22 protein-coding genes are annotated in these 21,972 nt (G+C 48.7%); 18 read left to right on the forward strand and 4 right to left on the reverse strand.

Going from position 1 to position 21,972, the window contains the following annotated elements; all coding sequences use genetic code 11:
- Window positions 1–41 precede the first annotated feature (41 nt).
- From recF to PT300_02700, 4 genes are all read left to right on the forward strand, one after another.
- Complete coding sequence (gene recF, locus PT300_02685; protein MDF7679569.1) at window positions 42–1,115, forward strand: DNA replication/repair protein RecF; 1,074 nt, start codon at window positions 42–44, stop codon at window positions 1,113–1,115.
- A gap of 28 nt (window positions 1,116–1,143) precedes the next feature.
- Window positions 1,144–3,558: a DNA topoisomerase (ATP-hydrolyzing) subunit B gene (gene gyrB, locus PT300_02690; GenBank protein MDF7679570.1), complete on the forward strand. Its 2,415-nt coding sequence runs from the start codon at window positions 1,144–1,146 to the stop codon at window positions 3,556–3,558.
- 163 nt (window positions 3,559–3,721) lie between these two features.
- Window positions 3,722–4,546 (forward strand): sugar-phosphatase, encoded by an 825-nt coding sequence (gene yidA, locus PT300_02695; GenBank protein MDF7679571.1) that lies wholly within the window; start codon window positions 3,722–3,724, stop codon window positions 4,544–4,546.
- Window positions 4,547–4,550: 4 nt separating this feature from the next.
- Window positions 4,551–5,777, forward strand: a complete 1,227-nt coding sequence (locus PT300_02700; GenBank protein ID MDF7679572.1) for a DUF3748 domain-containing protein — start codon at window positions 4,551–4,553, stop codon at window positions 5,775–5,777.
- A gap of 54 nt (window positions 5,778–5,831) precedes the next feature.
- On the opposite strand, the gene PT300_02705 is transcribed toward PT300_02700, so the two are convergent.
- Window positions 5,832–6,164 carry a YceK/YidQ family lipoprotein gene (locus PT300_02705; protein ID MDF7679573.1) on the reverse strand — a complete coding sequence of 111 codons (333 nt, stop codon included), beginning with the start codon at window positions 6,162–6,164 and terminating at the stop codon, window positions 5,832–5,834.
- A 7-nt stretch (window positions 6,165–6,171) separates the two neighbouring features.
- Window positions 6,172–6,303, reverse strand: coding sequence for a hypothetical protein (locus tag PT300_02710; protein ID MDF7679574.1), 132 nt, complete (start codon window positions 6,301–6,303; stop codon window positions 6,172–6,174).
- Window positions 6,304–6,510: 207 nt separating this feature from the next.
- Here PT300_02710 and ibpA point away from each other — a divergent pair, with 207 nt between their 5' ends.
- The 9 genes from ibpA to uhpT all read left to right on the forward strand — a co-directional run bounded on the left by ibpA (window position 6,511) and on the right by uhpT (window position 15,323).
- Window positions 6,511–6,924, forward strand: a complete 414-nt coding sequence (ibpA, locus tag PT300_02715; protein ID MDF7679575.1) for a heat shock chaperone IbpA — start codon at window positions 6,511–6,513, stop codon at window positions 6,922–6,924.
- Between the two features lie 280 nt (window positions 6,925–7,204).
- Window positions 7,205–7,899, forward strand: a protein-coding gene (locus PT300_02720) for an IS1 family transposase (protein MDF7679576.1) whose coding sequence is annotated in 2 segments (ribosomal slippage) — window positions 7,205–7,463 and window positions 7,463–7,899 — 696 coding nt in all. Because the reading frame shifts where the segments join, the coding sequence is not laid out codon by codon here.
- A gap of 218 nt (window positions 7,900–8,117) precedes the next feature.
- Window positions 8,118–8,213 (forward strand): ilvB operon leader peptide IvbL, encoded by a 96-nt coding sequence (gene ivbL / locus PT300_02725; protein ID MDF7679577.1) that lies wholly within the window; start codon window positions 8,118–8,120, stop codon window positions 8,211–8,213.
- A gap of 102 nt (window positions 8,214–8,315) precedes the next feature.
- Window positions 8,316–10,004 (forward strand): acetolactate synthase large subunit, encoded by a 1,689-nt coding sequence (ilvB, locus tag PT300_02730; protein MDF7679578.1) that lies wholly within the window; start codon window positions 8,316–8,318, stop codon window positions 10,002–10,004.
- Between the two features lie 3 nt (window positions 10,005–10,007).
- Window positions 10,008–10,298, forward strand: a complete 291-nt coding sequence (ilvN, locus tag PT300_02735) for an acetolactate synthase small subunit (protein ID MDF7679579.1) — start codon at window positions 10,008–10,010, stop codon at window positions 10,296–10,298.
- 66 nt (window positions 10,299–10,364) lie between these two features.
- Entirely contained in the window at window positions 10,365–10,952 is a 588-nt protein-coding gene (gene uhpA, locus PT300_02740) for a transcriptional regulator UhpA (protein ID MDF7679580.1), read from the forward strand.
- Window positions 10,953–10,954: 2 nt separating this feature from the next.
- Window positions 10,955–12,457, forward strand: a complete 1,503-nt coding sequence (gene uhpB, locus PT300_02745; protein MDF7679581.1) for a signal transduction histidine-protein kinase/phosphatase UhpB — start codon at window positions 10,955–10,957, stop codon at window positions 12,455–12,457.
- Window positions 12,458–12,466: 9 nt separating this feature from the next.
- Complete coding sequence (locus PT300_02750; GenBank protein ID MDF7679582.1) at window positions 12,467–13,795, forward strand: MFS transporter; 1,329 nt, start codon at window positions 12,467–12,469, stop codon at window positions 13,793–13,795.
- Window positions 13,796–13,937: 142 nt separating this feature from the next.
- Window positions 13,938–15,323 (forward strand): hexose-6-phosphate:phosphate antiporter, encoded by a 1,386-nt coding sequence (gene uhpT / locus PT300_02755; GenBank protein ID MDF7679583.1) that lies wholly within the window; start codon window positions 13,938–13,940, stop codon window positions 15,321–15,323.
- A gap of 53 nt (window positions 15,324–15,376) precedes the next feature.
- Here the strand turns inward: uhpT and PT300_02760 are convergent, their stop codons facing one another.
- Together PT300_02760 and PT300_02765 are read right to left on the reverse strand one after the other, a co-directional pair.
- Window positions 15,377–15,649 (reverse strand): type II toxin-antitoxin system mRNA interferase toxin, RelE/StbE family, encoded by a 273-nt coding sequence (locus PT300_02760; GenBank protein ID MDF7679584.1) that lies wholly within the window; start codon window positions 15,647–15,649, stop codon window positions 15,377–15,379.
- A complete protein-coding gene (locus PT300_02765; protein ID MDF7679585.1) occupies window positions 15,642–15,917 on the reverse strand; it encodes a type II toxin-antitoxin system RelB/DinJ family antitoxin in 276 nt (91 codons plus the stop codon). The genes PT300_02760 and PT300_02765 overlap by 8 nt, the downstream gene beginning before the upstream one ends.
- A gap of 963 nt (window positions 15,918–16,880) precedes the next feature.
- Between PT300_02765 and flhD the strand changes: the two genes are divergently transcribed.
- The 5 genes from flhD (at window position 16,881) to cheA (ending at window position 21,967) form a co-directional block, all read left to right on the forward strand.
- Window positions 16,881–17,228, forward strand: coding sequence for a flagellar transcriptional regulator FlhD (gene flhD / locus PT300_02770; protein ID MDF7679586.1), 348 nt, complete (start codon window positions 16,881–16,883; stop codon window positions 17,226–17,228).
- Between the two features lie 2 nt (window positions 17,229–17,230).
- Window positions 17,231–17,779: a flagellar transcriptional regulator FlhC gene (gene flhC / locus PT300_02775; protein ID MDF7679587.1), complete on the forward strand. Its 549-nt coding sequence runs from the start codon at window positions 17,231–17,233 to the stop codon at window positions 17,777–17,779.
- A gap of 167 nt (window positions 17,780–17,946) precedes the next feature.
- Window positions 17,947–18,849, forward strand: coding sequence for a flagellar motor stator protein MotA (gene motA, locus PT300_02780; GenBank protein MDF7679588.1), 903 nt, complete (start codon window positions 17,947–17,949; stop codon window positions 18,847–18,849).
- Window positions 18,846–19,805, forward strand: coding sequence for a flagellar motor protein MotB (gene motB, locus PT300_02785; protein ID MDF7679589.1), 960 nt, complete (start codon window positions 18,846–18,848; stop codon window positions 19,803–19,805). The genes motA and motB overlap by 4 nt, the downstream gene beginning before the upstream one ends.
- Window positions 19,802–21,967 carry a chemotaxis protein CheA gene (gene cheA, locus PT300_02790; protein MDF7679590.1) on the forward strand — a complete coding sequence of 722 codons (2,166 nt, stop codon included), beginning with the start codon at window positions 19,802–19,804 and terminating at the stop codon, window positions 21,965–21,967. Before motB ends, cheA begins: the two co-directional genes overlap by 4 nt.
- Window positions 21,968–21,972 lie beyond the last annotated feature (5 nt).

A 21,972-nucleotide genomic window follows, 5' to 3' on the forward strand; every position in this document is an offset into this window, starting at 1 on the left:
GCGTGGATTTACTGGCGACGCCTTTTGGATGATATCTGAATATGTCACTCACCCGCCTGCTTATAAAAGATTTCCGTAATATAGAAAGCGCGGATCTGACCTTATCACCTGGCTTTAACTTTCTGATTGGCGCGAATGGTAGCGGCAAAACCAATGTGCTGGAGGCGATTTACACCCTGGGTCATGGCCGGGCATTTCGCAGCCTGCAAACGGGTCGGGTGATCCGCCATGAACAACCCGCTTTTGTGCTGCATGGCCGCCTGCAAAATGAAGAGCGTGAAGTGGCCATTGGCCTGAATAAAGACAGGCAAGGTGACAGCAAAGTCCGTATCGATGGTACGGATGGCCATAAAGTGGCGGAGCTGGCGCATCTGATCCCGATGCAACTGATTACACCAGAAGGATTTACCTTACTCAGTGGTGGCCCTAAATATCGCAGAGCCTTTCTTGACTGGGGATGTTTTCACAATGAGGTGGGTTTTTTTACCGTCTGGAGCAATCTGAAGCATGTTTTAAAACAGCGTAATGCCGCATTACGTCAGGCGAATCGCTATGCGCAGTTGTGGCTGTGGGATCAGCAACTAATCCCTCTGGCAGAGCAAATCAGCCAGTGGCGCGCTGAGTATAGCGCCGCTATCGCTGAAAATATGGCCGATACCTGTAAACAATTTTTACCTGAGTTTTCGTTGACCTTTTCCTTTTTACGTGGCTGGGAAAAAGACACGGATTACGCCGAGTTGCTGGAAAAGAATTTTGAGCGTGATGCTATGCTGACTTATACCGCCAGCGGGCCGCATAAAGCCGACTTTCGCATTCGGGCTAATGGCGCACCGGTTGAAGATACCCTGTCGCGCGGTCAACTTAAACTATTGATGTGTGCACTACGCCTGGCTCAGGGTGAGTTTTTCACTCAGGAAAGTGGCCGACGTTGCCTGTATTTGATAGACGATTTTGCCTCGGAGCTGGATGATGTGCGGCGTGGTTTACTGGCCAGTCGCTTAAAAGCAACACAATCACAGGTTTTCGTCAGTGCGATCAGCGCTGAACACGTGCTGGATATGTCGAACAAAAATTCGAAGATGTTCACCGTAGAAAAAGGTAAAATAACTGATTAACCCACGTTAAAATGAGCGAGAAACGTTGATGTCGAATTCTTATGACTCCTCCAGTATCAAAGTGCTGAAAGGTCTGGATGCGGTGCGTAAGCGCCCGGGTATGTATATCGGCGATACGGATGATGGTACAGGCCTGCATCATATGGTATTCGAGGTTGTGGATAACGCTATCGACGAAGCACTCGCCGGTTACTGTAAAGATATTGTTATCACTATTCATAGTGATAACTCTGTTTCAGTGCAGGATGATGGCCGTGGTATTCCAACCGGCATTCATCCGGAAGAAGGGGTATCGGCAGCGGAAGTCATTATGACCGTGCTGCATGCTGGCGGTAAATTCGATGATAACTCTTATAAGGTATCGGGGGGGTTACATGGTGTCGGTGTGTCGGTCGTTAACGCCCTGTCACAGAAGCTGGAGCTGGTCATTCAGCGCGAGAATCAGACTTATCGTCAGGTGTATAACCACGGTATACCGCAGGCACCGCTGGCGGTAACGGGAAAAGCTGACAAAACCGGGACGATGGTACGCTTCTGGCCGAGCCTTGAAACATTTACTCATGTCACCGAATTTGAGTATGAGATTCTGGCCAAACGCCTGCGTGAGCTCTCTTTCCTGAACTCCGGCGTTTCTATTCGCCTGCGTGATAAACGTGACGGCAAAGAAGATCATTTTCACTACGAAGGCGGTATCAAAGCCTTTGTCGAATATCTCAATAAGAACAAAACGCCGATTCATCCGAATATATTCTACTTCTCCAGCGAAAAAGACGGTATTGGCGTCGAAGTAGCCTTACAGTGGAACGATGGTTTTCAGGAGAATATTTACTGCTTTACCAACAATATTCCGCAACGTGATGGCGGGACACATCTTGCTGGCTTCCGGGCAGCGATGACCCGCACGCTGAATGCTTATATGGATAAAGAAGGTTACAGTAAAAAGGCGAAAATCAGCGCGACCGGTGATGATGCCCGTGAGGGGCTGATTGCGGTGGTCTCAGTAAAAGTCCCTGATCCGAAATTTTCCTCACAGACCAAAGATAAGCTGGTTTCCTCTGAAGTGAAGTCGGCAGTAGAACAGCAAATGAATGAATTGCTGAATGAATATCTGCTGGAAAACCCGACTGACGCTAAAATTGTCGTCGGTAAAATTATCGATGCGGCTCGGGCTCGGGAAGCGGCACGGCGAGCGCGGGAAATGACCCGTCGTAAAGGTGCGCTGGATCTCGCGGGATTACCGGGGAAACTGGCTGACTGCCAGGAAAACGATCCGGCGTTATCCGAACTGTATCTGGTGGAAGGTGACTCGGCGGGAGGATCAGCAAAACAGGGGCGTAACCGCAAAAATCAGGCGATCCTGCCGCTAAAAGGCAAAATCCTTAACGTCGAAAAATCCCGTTTTGACAAAATGCTCTCTTCTCAGGAAGTTGCCACCCTGATCACCGCACTGGGGTGTGGTATCGGGCGTGATGAATACAATCCGGATAAACTGCGGTATCACAGTATCATCATTATGACCGATGCGGATGTCGATGGTTCGCATATCCGGACTTTATTGTTAACCTTTTTCTATCGCCAGATGCCGGAAATTGTCGAACGCGGCCATGTCTATATTGCCCAGCCCCCCTTGTACAAAGTGAAGAAAGGCAAACAGGAGCAGTATATCAAGGACGACGAAGCAATGGATCAGTATCAGATTGCGATTGCTCTCGATGGGGCCTCCCTGCATATCAATGCCAGCGCTCCCGCGTTATCTGGCACGGCATTAGAGCAACTGGTGTCTGAATACAATGCGACACAGAAAATGATTGGCCGCATGGAACGGCGTTTTCCGAAAGCATTGCTGAAAGAGCTGGTTTATCAGCCGACATTAACCGAAGCTGATATGATGGATGAACAAAAAGTCACGCGCTGGGTGAATGCCCTGGTGACCGATCTGAATGAAAAAGAGCAGCATGGCAGCCAGTGGAAATTCGACATCCATCATCATGCGCAACAACCTCAGTTTGAGCCGGTTATCCGTGTTCGTACTCATGGTGTAGACACCGACTACCCACTTGATCATGAGTTTATCACCGGTGGCGAATACCGTCGTCTCTGTGCGCTGGGAGAAAAACTACGTGGACTGATTGAAGAGGGTGCCTTTGTCGAACGCGGTGATCGTCGCCAGCCGGTGGCCAGTTTTGAGCAGGCACTGGAGTGGTTGGTGAAAGAGTCACGGCGTGGTCTGGCTATCCAGCGTTATAAAGGGCTGGGTGAGATGAATCCAGAGCAGCTTTGGGAAACCACGATGAACCCCGAAAGCCGCCGGATGTTGCGCGTTACCGTGAAAGATGCAATTGCCGCCGACCAGTTATTCACCACATTAATGGGCGATGCGGTTGAGCCGCGCCGGGCATTTATTGAAGAAAATGCGCTGAAAGCAGCCAATATTGATATCTGACCGTTATCAGATGAAAAATACCCGATCAACATACCTGTTGTCATCGGGTATTTTTTTATCAGTCAAAGAGAAAATGCCTTTCTGCTTTATCTCTCTTTTGCTGCTATTTTTTCATTCACGATCGCGTTAGCATACCGATAATTACCGACTACCAGGGGATCATATGGCTATAAAACTGATTGCTATTGATATGGATGGTACGCTTTTGTTACCCGATCACACCATTTCGCCAGCGGTAAAAGAAGCAATTGCCGCCGCCCGTGCGCGCGGAGTTAATGTGGTGTTAACGACCGGACGACCTTATACCGGGGTACAAAATTATCTGCAAGAGCTGCAGATGACCGGTGAAGGTGATTACTGCATTACCTACAATGGCGCATTAGTACAGAAAGCCGGGGATGGCAGCAGGGTGATACAAATCCCGCTGAACTATCAGGACTACCGTTACCTGGAACAGCTCTCCCGTGAACTGGAATGCCATTTTCATGCCCTTGATTTTAACAACCTCTATACCGCTAACCGACATATCAGCCCCTACACAGTACATGAATCCTTTATATCAACGATTCCGCTGGTATTTTGTGAGGCCGAAAAAATGGATCCAGATACTCAATTCCTGAAAGTGATGATGATTGATGAGCCTGCGATCCTCGATCACGCGATCGCGCGTATTCCTGCGGCGGTAAAAGAGAAATATACCGTACTGAAAAGCGCACCTTTTTTCCTTGAGATCCTTGATAAACGGGCGAGTAAAGGCGCTAGCGTCAAATTGCTGTCCGATGCATTAAATATCAAGCCGCAGGAGGTGATGGCGATTGGCGATCAGGAAAATGATATATCGATGATTGAGTTTGCCGGTATGGGGGTGGCGATGGAGAACGCGACTCCGGCAGTCAAAGCGTGTGCTGATTTTATTACTTACACTAACCAGCAGGATGGTGTGGCTTATGCGATTGATAAATTTGTGCTGAATCAGGGTACTGCATAACGTCATGAAACCGGTCACTTTTGCTTCCCGCCATCATCAGCTGACTAATATCAATGCCTGGACGGCAGATAGTCAGTGGCTGGTTTTTGATGTCCGGCCATCGGGCGCTCTTTTTACTGGCGAAACCATTGAACGTGTCAATGTACAAACCGGTGTCGTCGAAACGCTCTACCGTGCCACCTGTGGTGCGCATGTGGGGGTGGTGACGGCTCATCCACAGCAGGACAAATATCTCTTTATTCACGGCCCGGAATATCCGGATGAACACTGGCATTATGATTTTCACCATCGTCGTGGTGTGGTGCTGAATCAGGGGACGATCGACAATCTTGATGCGATGGATATCACCGCACCTTATACCCCCGGTGCATTACGGGGCGGCAGTCATGTACATGTCTATAGCCCGGATGGGCGCTATGTCAGTTTTACCTATAATGACCATGTCCTGCATCAGCGATCACCTTTACTGGATTTACGCAATGTGGGTGTCGCCGTCCCTTATGGCCCGGTGGTGGTGCGAGGCCATCATGCCCGTGAATATAACGGCAGTCACTGGTGCGTACTGGTGAGCCGGACAACGCCGACACCGCAGCCGGGCAGTGATGAAATTAACCGCGCCTATGAAGAGGGCTGGGTCGGCAATCAGGCACTGGCATTCATTGGCGATACGCTATCGGCAGCGGGGGAAAAAGTAGCGGAACTATTTATTGTCGCTCTGCCGGATAGCGAACAGGGCTGGAAACAGCAGGGTGATGCGCCACTGGCAGGAACGGCATCTGCCATGCCTGCGCCCCCTGCTGGCGTGGTACAGCGGCGTTTAACGTTTACCCATCATCGTCGCTATCCTGGGCTGGTCAATACACCACGCCACTGGGTACGGGCAGATCCACAGGCCACTGCTATCGCCTTTTTGATGCGTGATGATGCGGGGGTGGTTCAGCTATGGCTTATCTCGCCACAAGGGGAAGATCTACGCCAGTTAACGCACAACAACAATGATATTCAGTCAGCCTTTAACTGGCATCCCTCTGGCAAGTGGCTGGGATTTGTCCTCGACAATCGCCTCGCGATGTGTGATGCCCACAGTGGTAAAATCACTTTTTTAACCGCTGAGCATCAGAGTCCACCTGTCGCCGACGCGGTCGTGTTTTCACCAGATGGTAAACAGATAGCCTGGATGGAAGAGGTCGATGGATATCGTCAGCTATGGATCACGCAAGTCACGCTTTGATCATAAGTGCGGTATGCCATCTGTTTTCCAGGCTTTCGGCAATGGGCGGCTCAATCAGGGCGTGGTCATTTTTGCCGATGGGATCACCGTGCCGGTGGTCAGTGATTTGTTTTCACTCTTTTCGACCCGTGACTTTATAGAATTATCGGTACGGAATAGATCCCACGGCAGTAACAGTGTATCCATCAGCGCAGTAAAAGGCATATCAAGCGTGATCAGTGATTTCGTTCCCCAGCCGGTATCACTCTCTTCCAGCATTTGCATACTGGCGCGGGTTCCCGGCCAGGTGCCCTCTTTACCGCCAGTATGTGACATGACGCTGGAACATCCGCTTAGGCTGACGACACCACTGAACAGAACCATCTTTAACAGGCTGTTTTTCATCATTTCCCCATTATTTTGTGGGTTTGCCTTCTATTATATATTGCTGGTCACTGATCAGATGACCTGATAAGAGCGGCACCAGATGCTCAGGAAAGTCGGTGTGTTGTGACTCACCGTGTTGTTGCCGTTTTTGTCCGAACATGCCCTGCCAGATGAATAGTCTAATTATTCAATAAAAAAAAGCAAAAAAAATAACCCTTTTCATCCTTGAATATTTTATAATAAACCTCACTTAAGAAAAGGTAACCCAATGAGGATACGCCTGATGGGTATCCAGGGTAATAACGGTCAGTCTGTATTGCAGAAGGCCACAAATTCTCGCTGATTTCAGGAGTTATTTATTATGGGGTTGAGTCAATTTGATCTTTCTCCACTATATCGTTCATCCATCGGTTTTGATCGCCTGTTTAGTTTACTGGAAAATAATCAGGGCCAGAGTAATGGGGGCTATCCGCCATATAATGTTGAGCGGGTAGATGAGAACCATTATCGTATCTCGATTGCGGTTGCCGGATTTTCTGAAGAGGAACTGGAGATTACTTTACAGGATAACTTATTGATTGTAAGGGGTTCTCATGCTGACAAACAAAAAGAATGCACTTTTCTTTATCAGGGAATTGCCGAACGTAACTTCGAACGTAAATTTCAGTTAGCAGAAAACATTCATGTTTGTGGAGCAAAACTGGAAAATGGATTGCTGTATATTGATCTCGAATGTATCGTTCCGGAAGTCAAAAAACCACGACGTATCGAAATTAATTAACAAAATACCAGAATAAAAAAATAAAACTGAATAATGCATAGCATAACCTTATCATTATAATAATATAAATTAATGAAAAATAAATTCTCTTTAAAGAGAATATTGAATGCCTGACCCGCAGGTGTAACTGACTGAAAACAGAGAAATCAACGATTCAGTCAAAATGGCAAGAGAAATACTTGTGATGGGTCAGGCTTTTTTTTACTTAGCGCCTAATGGGGGTCATGTATTCAACATATTGATCATGTTATATAATCGCTCTTTTTATCAGAGACACCAGATGGCTAAAATTGACGTAGCATGCCCGTTTTGTAAACAAACTGAACCCGTTAAAAAGCATGGCGTGGGTAAGTCCGGATTTCAGCGCTATCGTTGTCAGTCATGCTGTCGTACTTTCCAGACCGATTACGCTTATCGAGCCTGCCACCCCGGCATGAAAGAACAAATTATTGACCTTGCTATGAATAATGCCGGTATCCGTGATACCGCACGGACTCTGCATATCAGCATCAATGCCGTTGTCCGCACTTTAAAAAACCCGCGCCACGATGTGTAACCACATTGCCGCTGGATAATCAGCAAATCCAGCTTATCTGTGAAGTGGATGAGATGTGGTCTTTTGCTGGCAGTAAAAAGCAGCAACGCTGGCTGTGGTATGCGTGGGAGCCTCGTCTCAAACGTATTATTGCACATACTTTTGGGCGCAGGAGCAAAAAGACACTGCGCAGGTTACTGAGATTACTGTCAGGTTTTCATGCCGCCTTCTGGTGTACCGATAACTTCAGCGCATATGACATACTGCCGGATAAAAAACATATCAGGGGTAAGCTTTACACGCAGCGGATTGAACGGGAAAACCTGAATCTGCGTAACCGGTTAAAGCGACTGAATCGTAAGACACTGGGGTACTCAAAATCTTTTGAGATGCATGACAGGATCATCGGTACTTTTATTGAGCGCGAATATTATGTTTGAGACAATATAAACATATTGAATACACCACCCTAATGGGACAGGCGCTAAGTAAAAAAAGGGCAATTCAGTCAAAGCCCTGAGACAGACCACACAGAGAAAACGGCAGGAAAGTGTGATCCTGTGCATAAATTGCAGTCACTGCACAGAAAGTGATTGCCTAATAGCTGCCACTGTGTTTGTATAAATCCCATTACTATTTTCAACACGACAGGTTCCTGATGAGCACTTCCCTTTTCACTTCGGCTCTACTAAAAACCGCGCTTACCGTGGTGGTTGGCGTGTGTGCCGTGGTGGAAGTGGGCGAGCAGCCGTAGGGGACTAAATAGCATAATTCCAGACCCCGTCGGCACATACCGGGCGGGGTTTTTTTTCGTTACCCGCTCGCTAAGCTGGCTCAGAAGATAAAGGAGTAGAGCATGGCAGGTTCGGGTATCGCATCACCAAAAAAGCGCTTTACTGGTGCGCAGTTAGTTGTTCATTTGCTGGAACGTCAGGGGATCACGACAGTGACCGGGATCCCGGGTGGCTCGATTTTGCCGATATATGATGCATTAAGTCAAAGCACGCAAATTAGTCATATTCTGGCACGCCATGAACAAGGGGCGGGTTTTATTGCCCAGGGAATGGCACGCACGGAAGGAAAACCGGCGGTCTGTATGGCCTGTAGTGGCCCTGGTGCGACGAATCTGGTCACGGCGATCGCCGATGCCCGGCTGGATTCAATTCCGCTGGTATGTATTACCGGTCAGGTTCCGGCGGCGATGATTGGCACTGATGCTTTTCAGGAAGTCGATACCTACGGCATCTCTATTCCGATCACCAAACATAATTATCTGGTTCGCACTATTTCTGAGTTGCCACAAATGATCAGTGACGCATTTCGGATTGCACAGTCCGGGCGGCCTGGCCCGGTGTGGATCGATATTCCAAAGGATGTGCAAACAGCGACGATTGAACTGGATACCTTGCCAGAACCCGGCTGTCGTATGGACAATCCTCAGTTTGACGATACCGATATTCACGCTGCGGTGGCGATGATCAATGCGGCGCAGCGTCCGGTATTGTATCTGGGTGGCGGCGCATTGAATGCGAGCGAACAGGTACGGACGCTGGCAGAAAAAGCCAGCCTGCCGGCGGTGATGACCCTGATGGCGCTGGGAATATTGCCTAAAGCGCATCCGTTATCGCTGGGTATGCTGGGAATGCATGGTGCACGCAGTACCAACCATATTTTACAACACGCTGATTTACTGATTGTCCTCGGGGCACGATTTGATGATCGGGCCATTGGTAAGGCTGAACAGTTCTGTCCGCAGGCAAAAATTATTCATATTGATATTGACCGTTCTGAACAGGGCAAAATTAAACAGCCGCAGGTGGCTATTCAGGGGGATGTGAATGACGTGCTGACCCACTTGATTCCACATATTGAGGCACAGACGCACAGTGCATGGCATCAGTTGATCGCCAGTCTGCAACATCAATATCCCGCCCCTCTTCATCGGCAAAGTAATCCCCTCTCTCACTATGGTCTGATTGATGCCGTTGCCCGTTGTGTTGATGATCAAGCTATCATCACAACGGATGTCGGCCAGCATCAGATGTGGACAGCACAGGCTTATCCACTGAATCGCCCACGTCAGTGGCTGACATCTGGCGGCCTGGGAACGATGGGCTTTGGTCTGCCTGCGGCCATCGGTGCGGCGCTAGCCAACCCACAGCGTAAAGTTATCTGCTTTACCGGTGACGGTAGCCTGATGATGAATATTCAGGAGATGGCGACGGCGGCAGAAAACCAACTGGATATCAAAATTATCCTGATGGACAATGAAGCGTTAGGGCTGGTGCATCAGCAGCAGAGTCTGTTCTATCCGCAAGGGGTCTTTGCCGCGACCTATCCAGGAATGATTAATTTCACCCAAATTGCCGCGGGTTTTGGTCTGCAATCCTGCGACCTGAATCATGAGGATGACCCGCTGGCGGCATTACAGTCAATCATCGCTCGTCCAGGCCCGGCGTTGATCCATGTGCGCATTAGTGCAGAAGAAAAAGTGTATCCAATGGTTCCGCCTGGCGCGGCGAATACTGAAATGGTGGGAGAATAAATTATGCCACAGCAGACTCATAACAACGTTATTCTCGAACTGACTGTCCGTAACCATCCCGGCGTCATGACCCATGTCTGTGGCCTGTTTGCCCGCCGTGCGTTTAACGTTGAAGGTATTCTCTGCCTGCCGATTCAGAACAGTCAACTTAGCCGCATCTGGCTACTGGTTAATGATGATCAGCGGCTGGTACAGATGATTAGCCAGATTGAAAAACTGGAAGATGTGAAAAAGGTGGTTCGTAACCAGTCTGACCCCTCGATGTTTAACAAAATTACTGTTTTTTTTGAGTAAATTGTGCGTGCTTAAATGGGCGTATCGCTAAGGTAAGCCCGTTTTTTTATCCAGCCAGGAATTGCCATGATCACCATTGCACTGATTGACGATCATCTTATTGTTCGATCCGGTTTTGCCCAGCTACTGGCACTGGAAGTCGATTTTCAGGTTGTCGCTGAATTTGGTTCCGGGCTGGATGCGCTGGCCGGGTTACCCGGACACGGCGTGCAGGTCTGTATTTGTGATATATCCATGCCGGATATTTCCGGGCTTGCGCTGTTAAGTCATTTGCCTAAAGGAATGGGGATCATCATGCTCTCTGTTCATGATAGTCCGGCACTGGTAGAACAGGCGCTGAATGCGGGGGCCCGTGGTTTTCTCTCCAAGCGCTGTAGTCCCGATGAACTGATCACTGCGGTCAGAACTGTGGCGACGGGCGGGTGCTATCTGACGCCAGATATTGCCATGAAGCTGGCTGCGGGACGTCAGGACCCACTGACCCGCCGCGAGCGTCAGGTAGCAGAGAAACTGAGCCAGGGAATGACGGTGAAAGCAATCGCGGTGGAATTAGGTCTGTCGCCGAAAACGGTGCATGTGCATCGTGCTAACGTGCTGGAAAAACTGGGTGTCAGCAACGATGTTGAGCTGGCCCGGTGTCTATTTGATATCTGACGATGAATACCTTGTTCTCCCGGCTATTTTCATTAGTGGGTTGTTTCTGCATTTTCTCTGCTGCATGGTTTTGTTTATGGAGCATCAGCCTGCATCTGGTGAAACGCGCGGATTTTGCTATCCTGCTGTTTCCTTTTGGTCTCAGGCTGGGAATGATGTTGCAATGTTCACGCAACTACTGGCTGGTATTGCTGGGTGCGGAATGGCTGTTAATCTTCTGGCTGGTACAACAGGTGGCGCTGGCACATGCAGCCCTATTGCTGATCGGTGGCCTGCTGACGTTATTACCGGTTGCGCTCATTTCACATTATCGTCACCAGCGTGGCTGGCTGACATTGCTGCGCCAGAGTGGGGTACTGATTGTGGCAGCACTGTTGCAATCACTGCCGTGGCTGGGAGAAGGCAGTGATGGACTGAGCGCCTTACTGCTGACGCTGACCGGAGGACTGACCCTCGCCCCCACCTGTCTGGTGATCTGGCACTATCTCACCAGTACTATCTGGCGGCCGTTAGGCCCTGCGCTGGTGTCGCAGCCCGTCAACTGGCGTGGCCGACACCTGATCGGCTACCTGTTGTTATTTATTATCAGCCTGTGGTTGCAACTGGGACTACCCAATGAGTTATCCCGTTTTACCCCTTTCTGTCTGGCGCTACCGATTATCGCCCTGGCCTGGCATTACGGCTGGCAAGGGGCGCTGATCGCCGCACTGATGAATACCATTGCGTTAATCGCCAGTCAGACATGGCAGGATAACCCGGTGGATTTGCTGCTTTCGCTGCTGGCACAAAGCCTGACGGGACTGTTATTGGGTACCGGGATCCAGCGCCTGCGTGAGCTCAACCAGTCGTTACAAAGCGAGCTGGCACGCAACCGTCGGCTGGCCGAGAGATTGCTTGAAACGGAAGAAAATGTCCGCCAGGATGTCGCCCGTGAACTGCATGATGATATTGGTCAGGCTATCACTGCGATTCGTACTCAGGCGGGTATTGTGCAGCGACTGGCGCCGGAAAACCGCGGCGTCAAACAGAGTGCGGAATTGATCGAACAGCTCTCCCTGGGGGTTTATGACTCTGTTCGCCGCTTGCTGGGACGTTTGCGCCCACGTCAGCTTGACGATCTGACTCTTGAACAGGCTGTACGCTCACTGATGCGGGAAATGGAACTGGAAGATCGCGGCATGGTCAGCCATCTGGACTGGCAGATTGATGAATCTGCATTGAGTGAAAATCAGCGTGTGACGCTGTTTCGCATCTGTCAGGAGGGGCTGAACAATATTGTCAAACATGCCAGTGCCAACGAGGTCATGCTTCGGGGCTGGCAGCAGGATCAACGGCTGATGCTGTTGCTTGAAGATGATGGCTGCGGATTACCTTCCGGTACTGGTCAGCAAGGATTCGGGCTGATCGGGATGCGCGAACGTGTGACCGCGCTGGGTGGCACGCTAACCATCTCCTGTACCCATGGTACGCGCGTTTGTGTCAGTTTACCGCGACGTTATCGCTAAGAAGTCAGCATGCTTAATTTTCTCAAATCCCCTGCCGATACGCTGCCAGTGACGGATAAACAGGTCATTGATGCCCGTTATCACTACTGGCGTTGCCATATTCTGATCACTATCTGGCTGGGTTACGCCTTATTTTATTTTACGCGCAAAAGTTTTCAATCCGTGGTACCGGAAATGCTGCTCAGCAATGTGTTAACGCGCAGTGATATTGGTTTACTGGGCACGCTGTTTTACATCACCTACGGGCTATCAAAGTTTTTCTCTGGCATCATCAGCGACCGTTCCAGCTCCCGTTATTTTATGAGTACCGGGCTGATTACCACCGGGATCATCAATATTCTGTTTGGTATCTCCTCCTCGTTATGGGCGTTTGCCCTGTTGTGGGTGTTAAACGCCTTCTTTCAGGGATGGGGCGCACCGGCCTGTGTCCGGTTATTAACCGCATGGTACTCACGTTCTGAGCGGGGTGGCTGGTGGGCATTGTGGAATACGGCGCACAACATTGGCGGTGCCCTGATCCTAGTGATCATCGGGGTAGCAGAATTACATTACGGCTGGCGAACCGGAATGATAATGGTCGGGATGCTGGCTATTGTCGCTGGCCTGTATCTCTGCTGGCGACTGCGTGATCGGCCACAGGTGGTGGGACTGCCTGCCGTCGGTGAATGGCGTCATGATGAGCTGGAGATTATGCAGCAACAGGAAGGAAAGGGACTGACACATAAGGCGATCCTCTACCGATACGTCTTAAAGAACCCCTATATCTGGTTGTTATCATTGTGCTACGTACTGGTTTACATCGTGCGTGCGGCAATTAATGACTGGGGGAATCTCTATATGTCTGAACGGCTGGGGGTGGATCTGGTCATGGCAAACTCGGCGGTCAGCATGTTTGAAATAGGGGGGGTTATCGGTGCATTAGTGGCAGGCTGGGGATCGGATACGCTCTTTAACGGCAATCGCGGGCCGATGAATCTTATTTTTGCTGCCGGAATTTTGCTTTCAGTCGGCGGCTTATGGCTGATGCCTTTCGCCAGCTACACGATGCAGGCGACCTGTTTCTTTACTATCGGCTTCTTTGTTTTTGGCCCGCAGATGCTGATTGGGATGGCTGCGGCAGAGTGTTCCCACAAAGAAGCCGCCGGTGCAGCCACCGGGTTTGTCGGATTATTTGCCTATCTCGGCGCTTCGCTCTCTGGCTGGCCACTGGCACAGGTGATGGCGATCTGGCACTGGAACGGCTTTTTTGTCGTGATTGCCATTGCTGCCGGGATCTCTGCCTTGTTACTGTTACCATTTTTAAACGCTCAGGCACCCAAAACCGACATAGAAGCGTGACAGACCTCTCTTTTTTCTCCTGGACAGGACAAAACTAAGATATTTTCCCGATCTAACCGGGAGGTTATCTCAGGATAGCTGAACGCCAGGCTTTTAGAATGCCAGACAATTCCAGATATCGAAATAATTTCGGGAGTGTCTAATGCTCAATTTTCTAAACCAGGTGCGCAAGCCAACGCTGAATCTACCGCTTGAAGAACGACGTAAAATGTGGTTCAAGCCCTTCATGCAGTCTTATCTGGTGGTCTTTATCGGCTACATGACCATGTATCTAATCCGTAAGAACTTTAATATCGCCCAGAACGATATGATCGCGACTTACGGGTTGAGCATGACCCAGCTGGGGATGATTGGTCTTGGTTTTTCGATCACCTATGGTGTGGGAAAAACGCTGGTGTCCTATTATGCGGATGGCAAAAATACCAAGCAGTTCCTGCCATTTATGCTGATCCTTTCCGCCATCTGTATGCTGGGTTTCAGTGCCAGTATGGGGCCGGGTTCGATTAATCTGTTCCTGATGATCACCTTCTATGCGTTGAGTGGTTTCTTTCAGAGTACCGGCGGTTCCTGCAGTTATTCGACCATCACCAAATGGACGCCACGGCGTAAGCGCGGCACCTATCTGGGGCTGTGGAATATCTCGCATAATCTGGGTGGTGCGGGGGCCGCTGGTGTGGCATTGTTCGGTGCCAACTACTTGTTCGATGGCCATGTCATCGGAATGTTTATCTTCCCGTCGATAATTGCCCTGATTGTTGGTTTTATCGGCCTGCGCTTTGGTAGCGACTCCCCGGAAGCTTACGGCCTGGGGAGTGCCGAAGAGCTGTTTGGCGAAGAGATCAGTACAGAAGATAAAGAAACAGAAGATAGCTCAATGACCAAATGGCAGATCTTCGTTGAATATGTGCTGAAAAATAAAGTTATCTGGCTATTGTGTTTCGCGAATATCTTCCTCTATGTGGTGCGTATTGGGATTGACCAATGGTCGACTGTCTATGCTTACCAGCAACTTAAGATGTCAAAAGATGTCGCGATTCAGGGATTTACTTTATTTGAGGTCGGTGCGCTGGTCGGGACGTTATTGTGGGGCTGGTTATCCGATCTGGCAAACGGCCGTCGTGCACTGGTCGCCTGTATTGCACTGGCATTAATCATCGTGACCCTCGGCATTTACCAGCATGCCAGCAATACGTATGTCTATCTGGCTTCGCTGTTTGCGTTAGGTTTCCTGGTCTTTGGTCCACAGTTGCTGATTGGCGTCGCAGCGGTAGGTTTCGTACCGAAAAAAGCGATCAGTGCAGCCGATGGTATCAAAGGAACTTTTGCCTACCTGGTGGGGGATAGCTTTGCCAAGCTGGGTCTTGGTATGATTGCCGATGGTACGCCAATCTTTGGGCTGACTGGCTGGGCGGGCACCTTTGCCGCGCTGGATACGGCCGCGATTGGCTGTATTTGCCTGATGGCGATCGTCGCATTCTATGAAGAGCGTAAAATTCGCCGCGATAAAAAGCAGCACGCAACGCTGTAGAGCCAGTAATCAATAACTGTCCCTCCCCATAAGCGTATGGGGAGCAACAGCAGCTATAAAAAAGAGCATGATCCGAATCGGTCATGCTCTTTTTTTGTCAACGAAACAGAATGGTCTGGCAAAGGCTCTGAGGGAGATTGGCCGCATCGAAAGGTTATTATTAAGCCTTTCAATTTGCCCGAAAGCTCATGGTCACGGTATTTTTCGGGCAATTCCAGGTCATTGCAAAGACAATTCAGAACCTCCGCCCATGCGGACGTTGTGAACGCTAAAAACTGCTTTTTGGCATCCTTCCTGAACTGCTTTTCCAGGATGACTTTACGCATGATCGTTCAATACATTTAAAGCATCATTCATGCTCATGGCATCGGAAAAATCAGTGCGTTGCAATGCTTCAATGATCGCCTTTTTCGTGACTGCGTTCGGCGCTATCGCCTGATAGTCGAAAGACAGCGGAATCGTATTGGTTTCAGCCACTTGATTCAGGAACAGCTTGAACGCCTGTGATGCGCTCAACCCATAGCGTTCAAAAACCAGAAAAGCCCGATCACGCAAATCCTGATCCAGTCGAAGATTGAAATTTGTCGTCGCCATATCATCACCTTTGCTTTACATCATGCGTGCTATTGTAAACATAATATACGAATAAAATGTGCAATTTTCAAACAGTCATCGTTGGCCGCGTCAATAACGCCTGGTGGGACAGGCTCTTATGCACCGGGGAAATCAGAGAAACGTTATGATTACGGTCTGTCTTTATTGCTGTATGAGGTAATAAAAGATTGGCAGAAATATTATTATAGCTGTCGCTTAATATATACTAACATAATTAATCCAACATGTCCATTATTAATATGATTATTAATCAATCTTATTTTATTATTCCCGTTCATTTCCTGATAGTGAATCTTATGAAGCATCACAACAGAATCATCATAGAAATGTATGTCACTGATTCCATATATTGCTATTATCTCTTGGGTCGTTGAGATAATTATTGTCCACTCACTTGTGATCTCTCTAAAAAAATAGCCTGGGAATATTAAATTTCTTTCAATATTTATCTTTTGTTTTGTAAATTAACGTTATTAAATTTTTATTTAAATATTTCCATCATTACAAAGCTGACTGATGTCAATTTGCTTAATATATTCTTTGTGCTTGTTTAATAAGCAAAAATTTATAATAAAGAATTAGTTACTAACGTTAATATGTATGTATATTCTATTTTTGCTTTGATTTTAATCATATTATCGGTAAAACACATTTGCTTTGAGTTGTATCTTTTTATAATTTGATGGTAGGATTAAAGCAGAGTTTATCATTTTATTTGATAAAACTGATTAGCTGTTACCTTTTTTTTATTTTGTACGTCCATACGGATTGATTAATATTTGTTTAAAATATTAGGGTTGAATCTAATATCTGATGAAGTTTAGAACAGCTGTTTTTCAGGTGTGAATTTAGTCACTCTTCGAAGGATCGCTGATTATGGATGATAAAAACCTATCATCTGGCATGCATATGTTTTTTAACTAACCTGTCGGTATAAAGAATATGGATACATCTGAGTTACTAAAAAATATTTATGACATCAACCTTTCTTATTTACTTCTGGCTCAGAGGTTGATCAGCAAAGAAAAAGCGTCGGCTATGTTTCGTCTTGGGATTAACGAAAACATGGTGGATACCCTCTCACAGCTCAGCTTGCCACAAATGATGAAACTGGCTGAAACCAACCAGCTGGTCTGTAACTTCCGCTTTAATGATTCACAAACTGTCGAGCAACTGACCAAAGCATCGCGGGTTGACGATCTACAACAAATCCATACCGGTATTTTACTTTCCAGTGAGTTATTGCAACAACTCACGAGTGATGATCATCAGACAAAGAAAAGAGTGTGATAATGGCTGAGAAAAGTATTGTTCAGGAAGCTAAAGATATTGCGCTCGCGATAGAGATGATTTCACTTAATGCCCGTTTACAGATGTTAGAGAATGAAACGCAGTTGAGTCGCGGTCGTTTAATAAAACTTTACAAAGAGTTACGCGGCAATCCACCGCCGAAAGGGATGTTGCCGTTCTCAACAGACTGGTTTATGACATGGGAACACAATATTCACTCTTCCATGTTCTACAACGCTTACTCATTCTTATTAAAAAGTGGTCAATGTAGTGGCATCAATGCGGTACTTAAAGCGTATCGCCTCTATCTGGAACAGTGCCCCCAGCAAACGGAAAAAGAACCCTTGCTTTCACTGACCCGTGCCTGGACCCTGGTACGGTTTGTCAGTAGTGACCTGATGCAGCTATCTGCCTGCAACTGTTGTGGTGGCTCATTTATTACCCATGCGCACCAGCCGTTGAACAGTTTCATTTGTACACTCTGCCAGCCACCGTCACGCGCAGTGAAAAAACGTAAACTTTCGCCTCAACTGGCCGATATTATGCCATAACTATTGGATAAACAGGCCAATTGCGTTAACTGAGCGGCAGAACGGATCGCCCGCTCCAGGTAAGACATCGCAACGTGTAAAACGTCGGGATGATGACTGTCTGACTATCAGACCAGCACGCATTGGCCGCGCTTTGTTATCCACATTTGCTAATTTGAGGAATGCGTGTGCTAGTTATTTTGGGTTATATCGTTGTAGTAAGTACGGTATTGGGTGGTTATGTCATTGTCGGTGGGCATCTTGGTGCGCTTTATCAACCTTCTGAACTGATGATTATCGGTGGGGCGGGTTTAGGGTCGTTCATCGTGGGTAATAATGGTAAAGCGATTAAAGCGACCCTTCGTGCACTGCCACAACTGATGCGTGGTTCCAAATACACTAAAGCGTTATACATGGATGTCATCGCATTGTTGTTTCTGCTACTGAATAAGTCGCGTCAGCAGGGCATGCTATCGCTTGAGTTTGATATCGACAACCCGAAGGAAAGTGAAATTTTCTCTAATTATCCCCGTGTTCTTGCCGATAAACACATCGTGGAGTTCATTACCGACTATCTGCGGCTGATGGTGAGCGACAACAGTATGAATGCGTTTGAAATTGAAACGTTAATGGATGAAGAGATAGAAACTTTCGAACAAGAGGGTGAAATCCCGGCAGGTAGTCTGTCAATGGTCGGTGATTCTCTGCCCGCTTTTGGTATCGTCGCCGCGGTGATGGGGGTGGTACATGCCCTTGGATCGGCGGATCTCCCTCCGGCTGAACTGGGCGCGCTGATTGCCAGTGCGATGGTCGGAACATTTCTCGGCATCTTATTATCCTACGGTTTTATCGCGCCATTATCGTATGTTCTGCGCCAGAAGAACGCAGAAGCGGTGAAGATGTTGCAGTGTATAAAAGTGATCCTGCTTGCTAATCTCAATGGTTCAGCACCGCAGATTGCTGTCGAATTCGGTCGCAAAACGCTCTACTCCACCGAACGCCCTTCCTTCAATGAGCTGGAAGAGCATGTGCGGAAGGTGAAAACAACATCAGCACCGGGGGCAGAGGGGCAAACGGAAGAAGCAGCATGAAAAAGCCTGAGCAGCCGATTGTCATCAAAAAGCGTAAATCGCATGGCGGAGGCCATCACGGTGGCGCATGGAAAATCGCTTATGCTGACTTTATGACCGCGATGATGGCCTTCTTCCTGGTGATGTGGTTGCTGGCGATAGCCAGCCCACAACAACTGACACAAATTGCCGAATATTTCCGCATGCCACTAAAAGTGGCGATTACTGGCGGTGATAAAAATAGTACAGATAGTAGTCCTATTCCCGGTGGCGGTGACGACCCTATCAAGCAAACCGGTGAGGTCAATAAGCGGGTGGAATCAGTCAAAGGTCGTGCTGAACAACAGCGTTTGCACCAGCTTCATGAAAGACTGGATCAGCTCATTAAATCTGATCCCCGCCTCAGAGAGTTGCAGCCTCATTTATTGATTGAACTGGTGAATGAAGGGCTACGTATCCAGATCATTGATCGCCAGAATCGGCCGATGTTTAAAACCGGCAGCACTCAGGTAGAAAGTTACATGCGGGTTATCTTGCGTGCTATTGCGCCGATACTCAATGATTTACCGAATAAGATCAGTCTGTCTGGCCATACTGACGATTTACCTTATGCCAGTGGTGAGCGGGGCTACAGTAACTGGGAACTGTCTGCTGATCGCGCTAACGCCTCACGACGAGAATTGATCGCCGGAGGGTTGGGTGAAGGAAAAGTATTACGTGTGGTTGGCATGGCAGACACGATGAATATCAAGCAGGTCAACGGTGATAATGCGATCAACCGTCGTATTACTATCATGGTATTGAATAAAGATACTGAACAAACTATCGAACGCGAAAATGCCGAAAGCAACGCGATGGATATTTCCGGGCCGGAAGGCCTGATACAACGCGGTCCGTCGGAAAGCGACCCGACCGACAATCCTGTAGCGACGCCCGCACCGACTAATCGCGACTCACAGCCGGAGGTGAACCCGTGAGCATGGACATTAGCGCCTTTTCTCAAACTTTTTTTGACGAAGCAGACGAATTGCTGGCCAATATGGAACAGCACTTGCTGGAGCTGGACCCACAGGCGCCAGATATTGAGACGCTGAACGCTATATTTCGTGCAGCACACTCAATTAAAGGAGGAGCAGCGACCTTTGGTTTTAAGATCCTACAAGAAACCACTCATTTACTGGAAAATCTGCTGGATGATGCCAGACGCCAGGAAATGAAGCTGAGTACCGAAATTATCAACCTGTTTCTGGAAACGAAAGATATTATGCAGGAGCAACTGGACGCCTATAAATCATCGCAAGAACCTGATGCCGAAAGCTATGAATATATCTGCAAGGCATTACGTCAGCTGGCAGAAGAAGCCCAGCGAGAAGCAGAACAAAATACAGCGCAAAACAGCGCAGATGCACAGCCTGCGGAATCTTCCCCAGCGGCATCAAAACCCGCTGCGGCGAGCGAAAGCGAAATATGCGTTAGCATCAACAAACTGAAAGAAAAAGAAATTCCGTTGATGCTGGAAGAGCTTGAGCATCTGGGGGAAATTAAAAGTTCACAACAGACCACGGATAGCCTGAGTGTCACGCTGCGTACCTCCACCAGCCAGGACGATATCAGCTCTGTACTCTGTTTTGTCGTCGAACCGGAACAAATTACCTTCTCCACGCCATCAGCCTCTGGCGCAACCGAGAGCAAATCAGCCGAACCAACCGCAGAGACCGCTCCTGCCCAGCCTGCTGCGCCGACGGAAACAAAAGCCGCCGCTACACCAGCAGGGAATGAAACGGCAACAGCGACGAAATCAGCGCAACCTGCCCATGAAGACGAGGCCGAAAGTCATCCGACCTCAATAGCCGAGGCTGCGGCAACAGCCGCCGCAACAGCTGCTGCACTCGCGGCGAAATCACGTGCCAGCCATAATCATGCGAAAAATAGCGAAGCAACCAACATCCGTGTTGCCGTCGAGAAGATTGACCAGCTGGTCAATCTGGTAGGTGAGCTGGTGATTACGCAATCGATGCTGGCACAACGCTCGGGTGATCTCGATCCGGTCATCCACGGTGAATTAATAAACAGCATGGGGCAGTTAGAACGTAATGCCCGTGATTTGCAGGAATCGGTGATGTCGATTCGTATGATGCCGATGGAGTTTGTCTTTAGTCGCTTCCCGCGTCTGGTGCGCGACTTAGCGGGTAAGCTGAACAAACAGGTCGAATTAACATTACTGGGCAGCTCGACGGAACTGGATAAGAGCTTAAGTGAACATATTATCGATCCGCTCACCCACCTGGTACGTAATAGCCTTGACCACGGGATAGAGCCACCCGATGTCCGCATCGCGGCGGGCAAACCGGCGTGCGGTAATTTGACACTTTCTGCAGAACATCAGGGCGGCAATATTTGTATCGAAGTCACGGACGATGGTGCCGGACTCAATCGGGAAAAAATTCTGGCCAAAGCCACCGCCCAGGGACTGCCAGTGCATGAAAACATGACGGATGCCGAAGTCGCGATGCTGATTTTTGCTCCAGGGTTCTCCACCGCAGCGAAGGTCACTGAAGTCTCCGGTCGTGGTGTCGGTATGGATGTCGTGAAGCGAAATATCCAGGAGATGGGCGGACATGTTGAAGTCTATTTCCGGGCAGGTAAAGGAACCACGATCCGTATCCTGCTGCCACTGACCCTCGCGATCCTTGATGGCATGTCCGTCAAAGTGAAAGACGAAGTCTTTATCCTGCCATTGAACGCGGTTATGGAGTCGCTGCAACCGAGAGCAGAAGATCTGCATCCAGTTGCCGGTGGTGAGCAGGTCTTACAGGTACGTGGTGAATATCTGCCACTGGTCGCGCTTTACCATGTATTCGATGTCGCCGGGGCGAAAACGGATGCCACACAAGGCATTGTGGTTATTTTGCAAACCGCTGGCCGCCGCTATGCGCTGCTGGTTGATCAGTTGATTGGTCAGCATCAGGTAGTGGTCAAGAATCTGGAAAGCAATTATCGCAAAGTTCCCGGTATTTCTGCGGCAACTATCCTGGGTGATGGCAGCGTCGCACTGATCCTTGATGTGTCGGCATTGCAAGCGCTGAATAAAGAAAAGCTTCAGCTCCAGGAAGAGCTTAAGAGTGAAGCGGTCGTATAACGATT

This window comes from Enterobacteriaceae bacterium ESL0689 (assembly GCA_029433525.1).
Taxonomy (GTDB): Bacteria; Pseudomonadota; Gammaproteobacteria; order Enterobacterales; family Enterobacteriaceae; genus JAQTIF01.

Coding starts and splice junctions, on each gene's coding strand:
- PT300_02765 (MDF7679585.1), bottom strand. CDS start 15,917: ATGGCGACGACAAATTTCAATCTTCGACTGGATCAGGATTTGCGTGAT.
- flhC (MDF7679587.1), top strand. CDS start 17,231: ATGGCTGAGAAAAGTATTGTTCAGGAAGCTAAAGATATTGCGCTCGCG.
- uhpT (MDF7679583.1), top strand. CDS start 13,938: ATGCTCAATTTTCTAAACCAGGTGCGCAAGCCAACGCTGAATCTACCG.
- PT300_02750 (MDF7679582.1), top strand. CDS start 12,467: ATGCTTAATTTTCTCAAATCCCCTGCCGATACGCTGCCAGTGACGGAT.
- yidA (MDF7679571.1), top strand. CDS start 3,722: ATGGCTATAAAACTGATTGCTATTGATATGGATGGTACGCTTTTGTTA.
- uhpA (MDF7679580.1), top strand. CDS start 10,365: ATGATCACCATTGCACTGATTGACGATCATCTTATTGTTCGATCCGGT.
- gyrB (MDF7679570.1), top strand. CDS start 1,144: ATGTCGAATTCTTATGACTCCTCCAGTATCAAAGTGCTGAAAGGTCTG.
- uhpB (MDF7679581.1), top strand. CDS start 10,955: ATGAATACCTTGTTCTCCCGGCTATTTTCATTAGTGGGTTGTTTCTGC.
- motB (MDF7679589.1), top strand. CDS start 18,846: ATGAAAAAGCCTGAGCAGCCGATTGTCATCAAAAAGCGTAAATCGCAT.
- flhD (MDF7679586.1), top strand. CDS start 16,881: ATGGATACATCTGAGTTACTAAAAAATATTTATGACATCAACCTTTCT.
- ilvB (MDF7679578.1), top strand. CDS start 8,316: ATGGCAGGTTCGGGTATCGCATCACCAAAAAAGCGCTTTACTGGTGCG.
- recF (MDF7679569.1), top strand. CDS start 42: ATGTCACTCACCCGCCTGCTTATAAAAGATTTCCGTAATATAGAAAGC.
- ivbL (MDF7679577.1), top strand. CDS start 8,118: ATGAGCACTTCCCTTTTCACTTCGGCTCTACTAAAAACCGCGCTTACC.
- PT300_02705 (MDF7679573.1), bottom strand. CDS start 6,164: ATGATGAAAAACAGCCTGTTAAAGATGGTTCTGTTCAGTGGTGTCGTC.
- PT300_02700 (MDF7679572.1), top strand. CDS start 4,551: ATGAAACCGGTCACTTTTGCTTCCCGCCATCATCAGCTGACTAATATC.
- PT300_02710 (MDF7679574.1), bottom strand. CDS start 6,303: ATGTTCGGACAAAAACGGCAACAACACGGTGAGTCACAACACACCGAC.
- PT300_02760 (MDF7679584.1), bottom strand. CDS start 15,649: ATGCGTAAAGTCATCCTGGAAAAGCAGTTCAGGAAGGATGCCAAAAAG.
- ilvN (MDF7679579.1), top strand. CDS start 10,008: ATGCCACAGCAGACTCATAACAACGTTATTCTCGAACTGACTGTCCGT.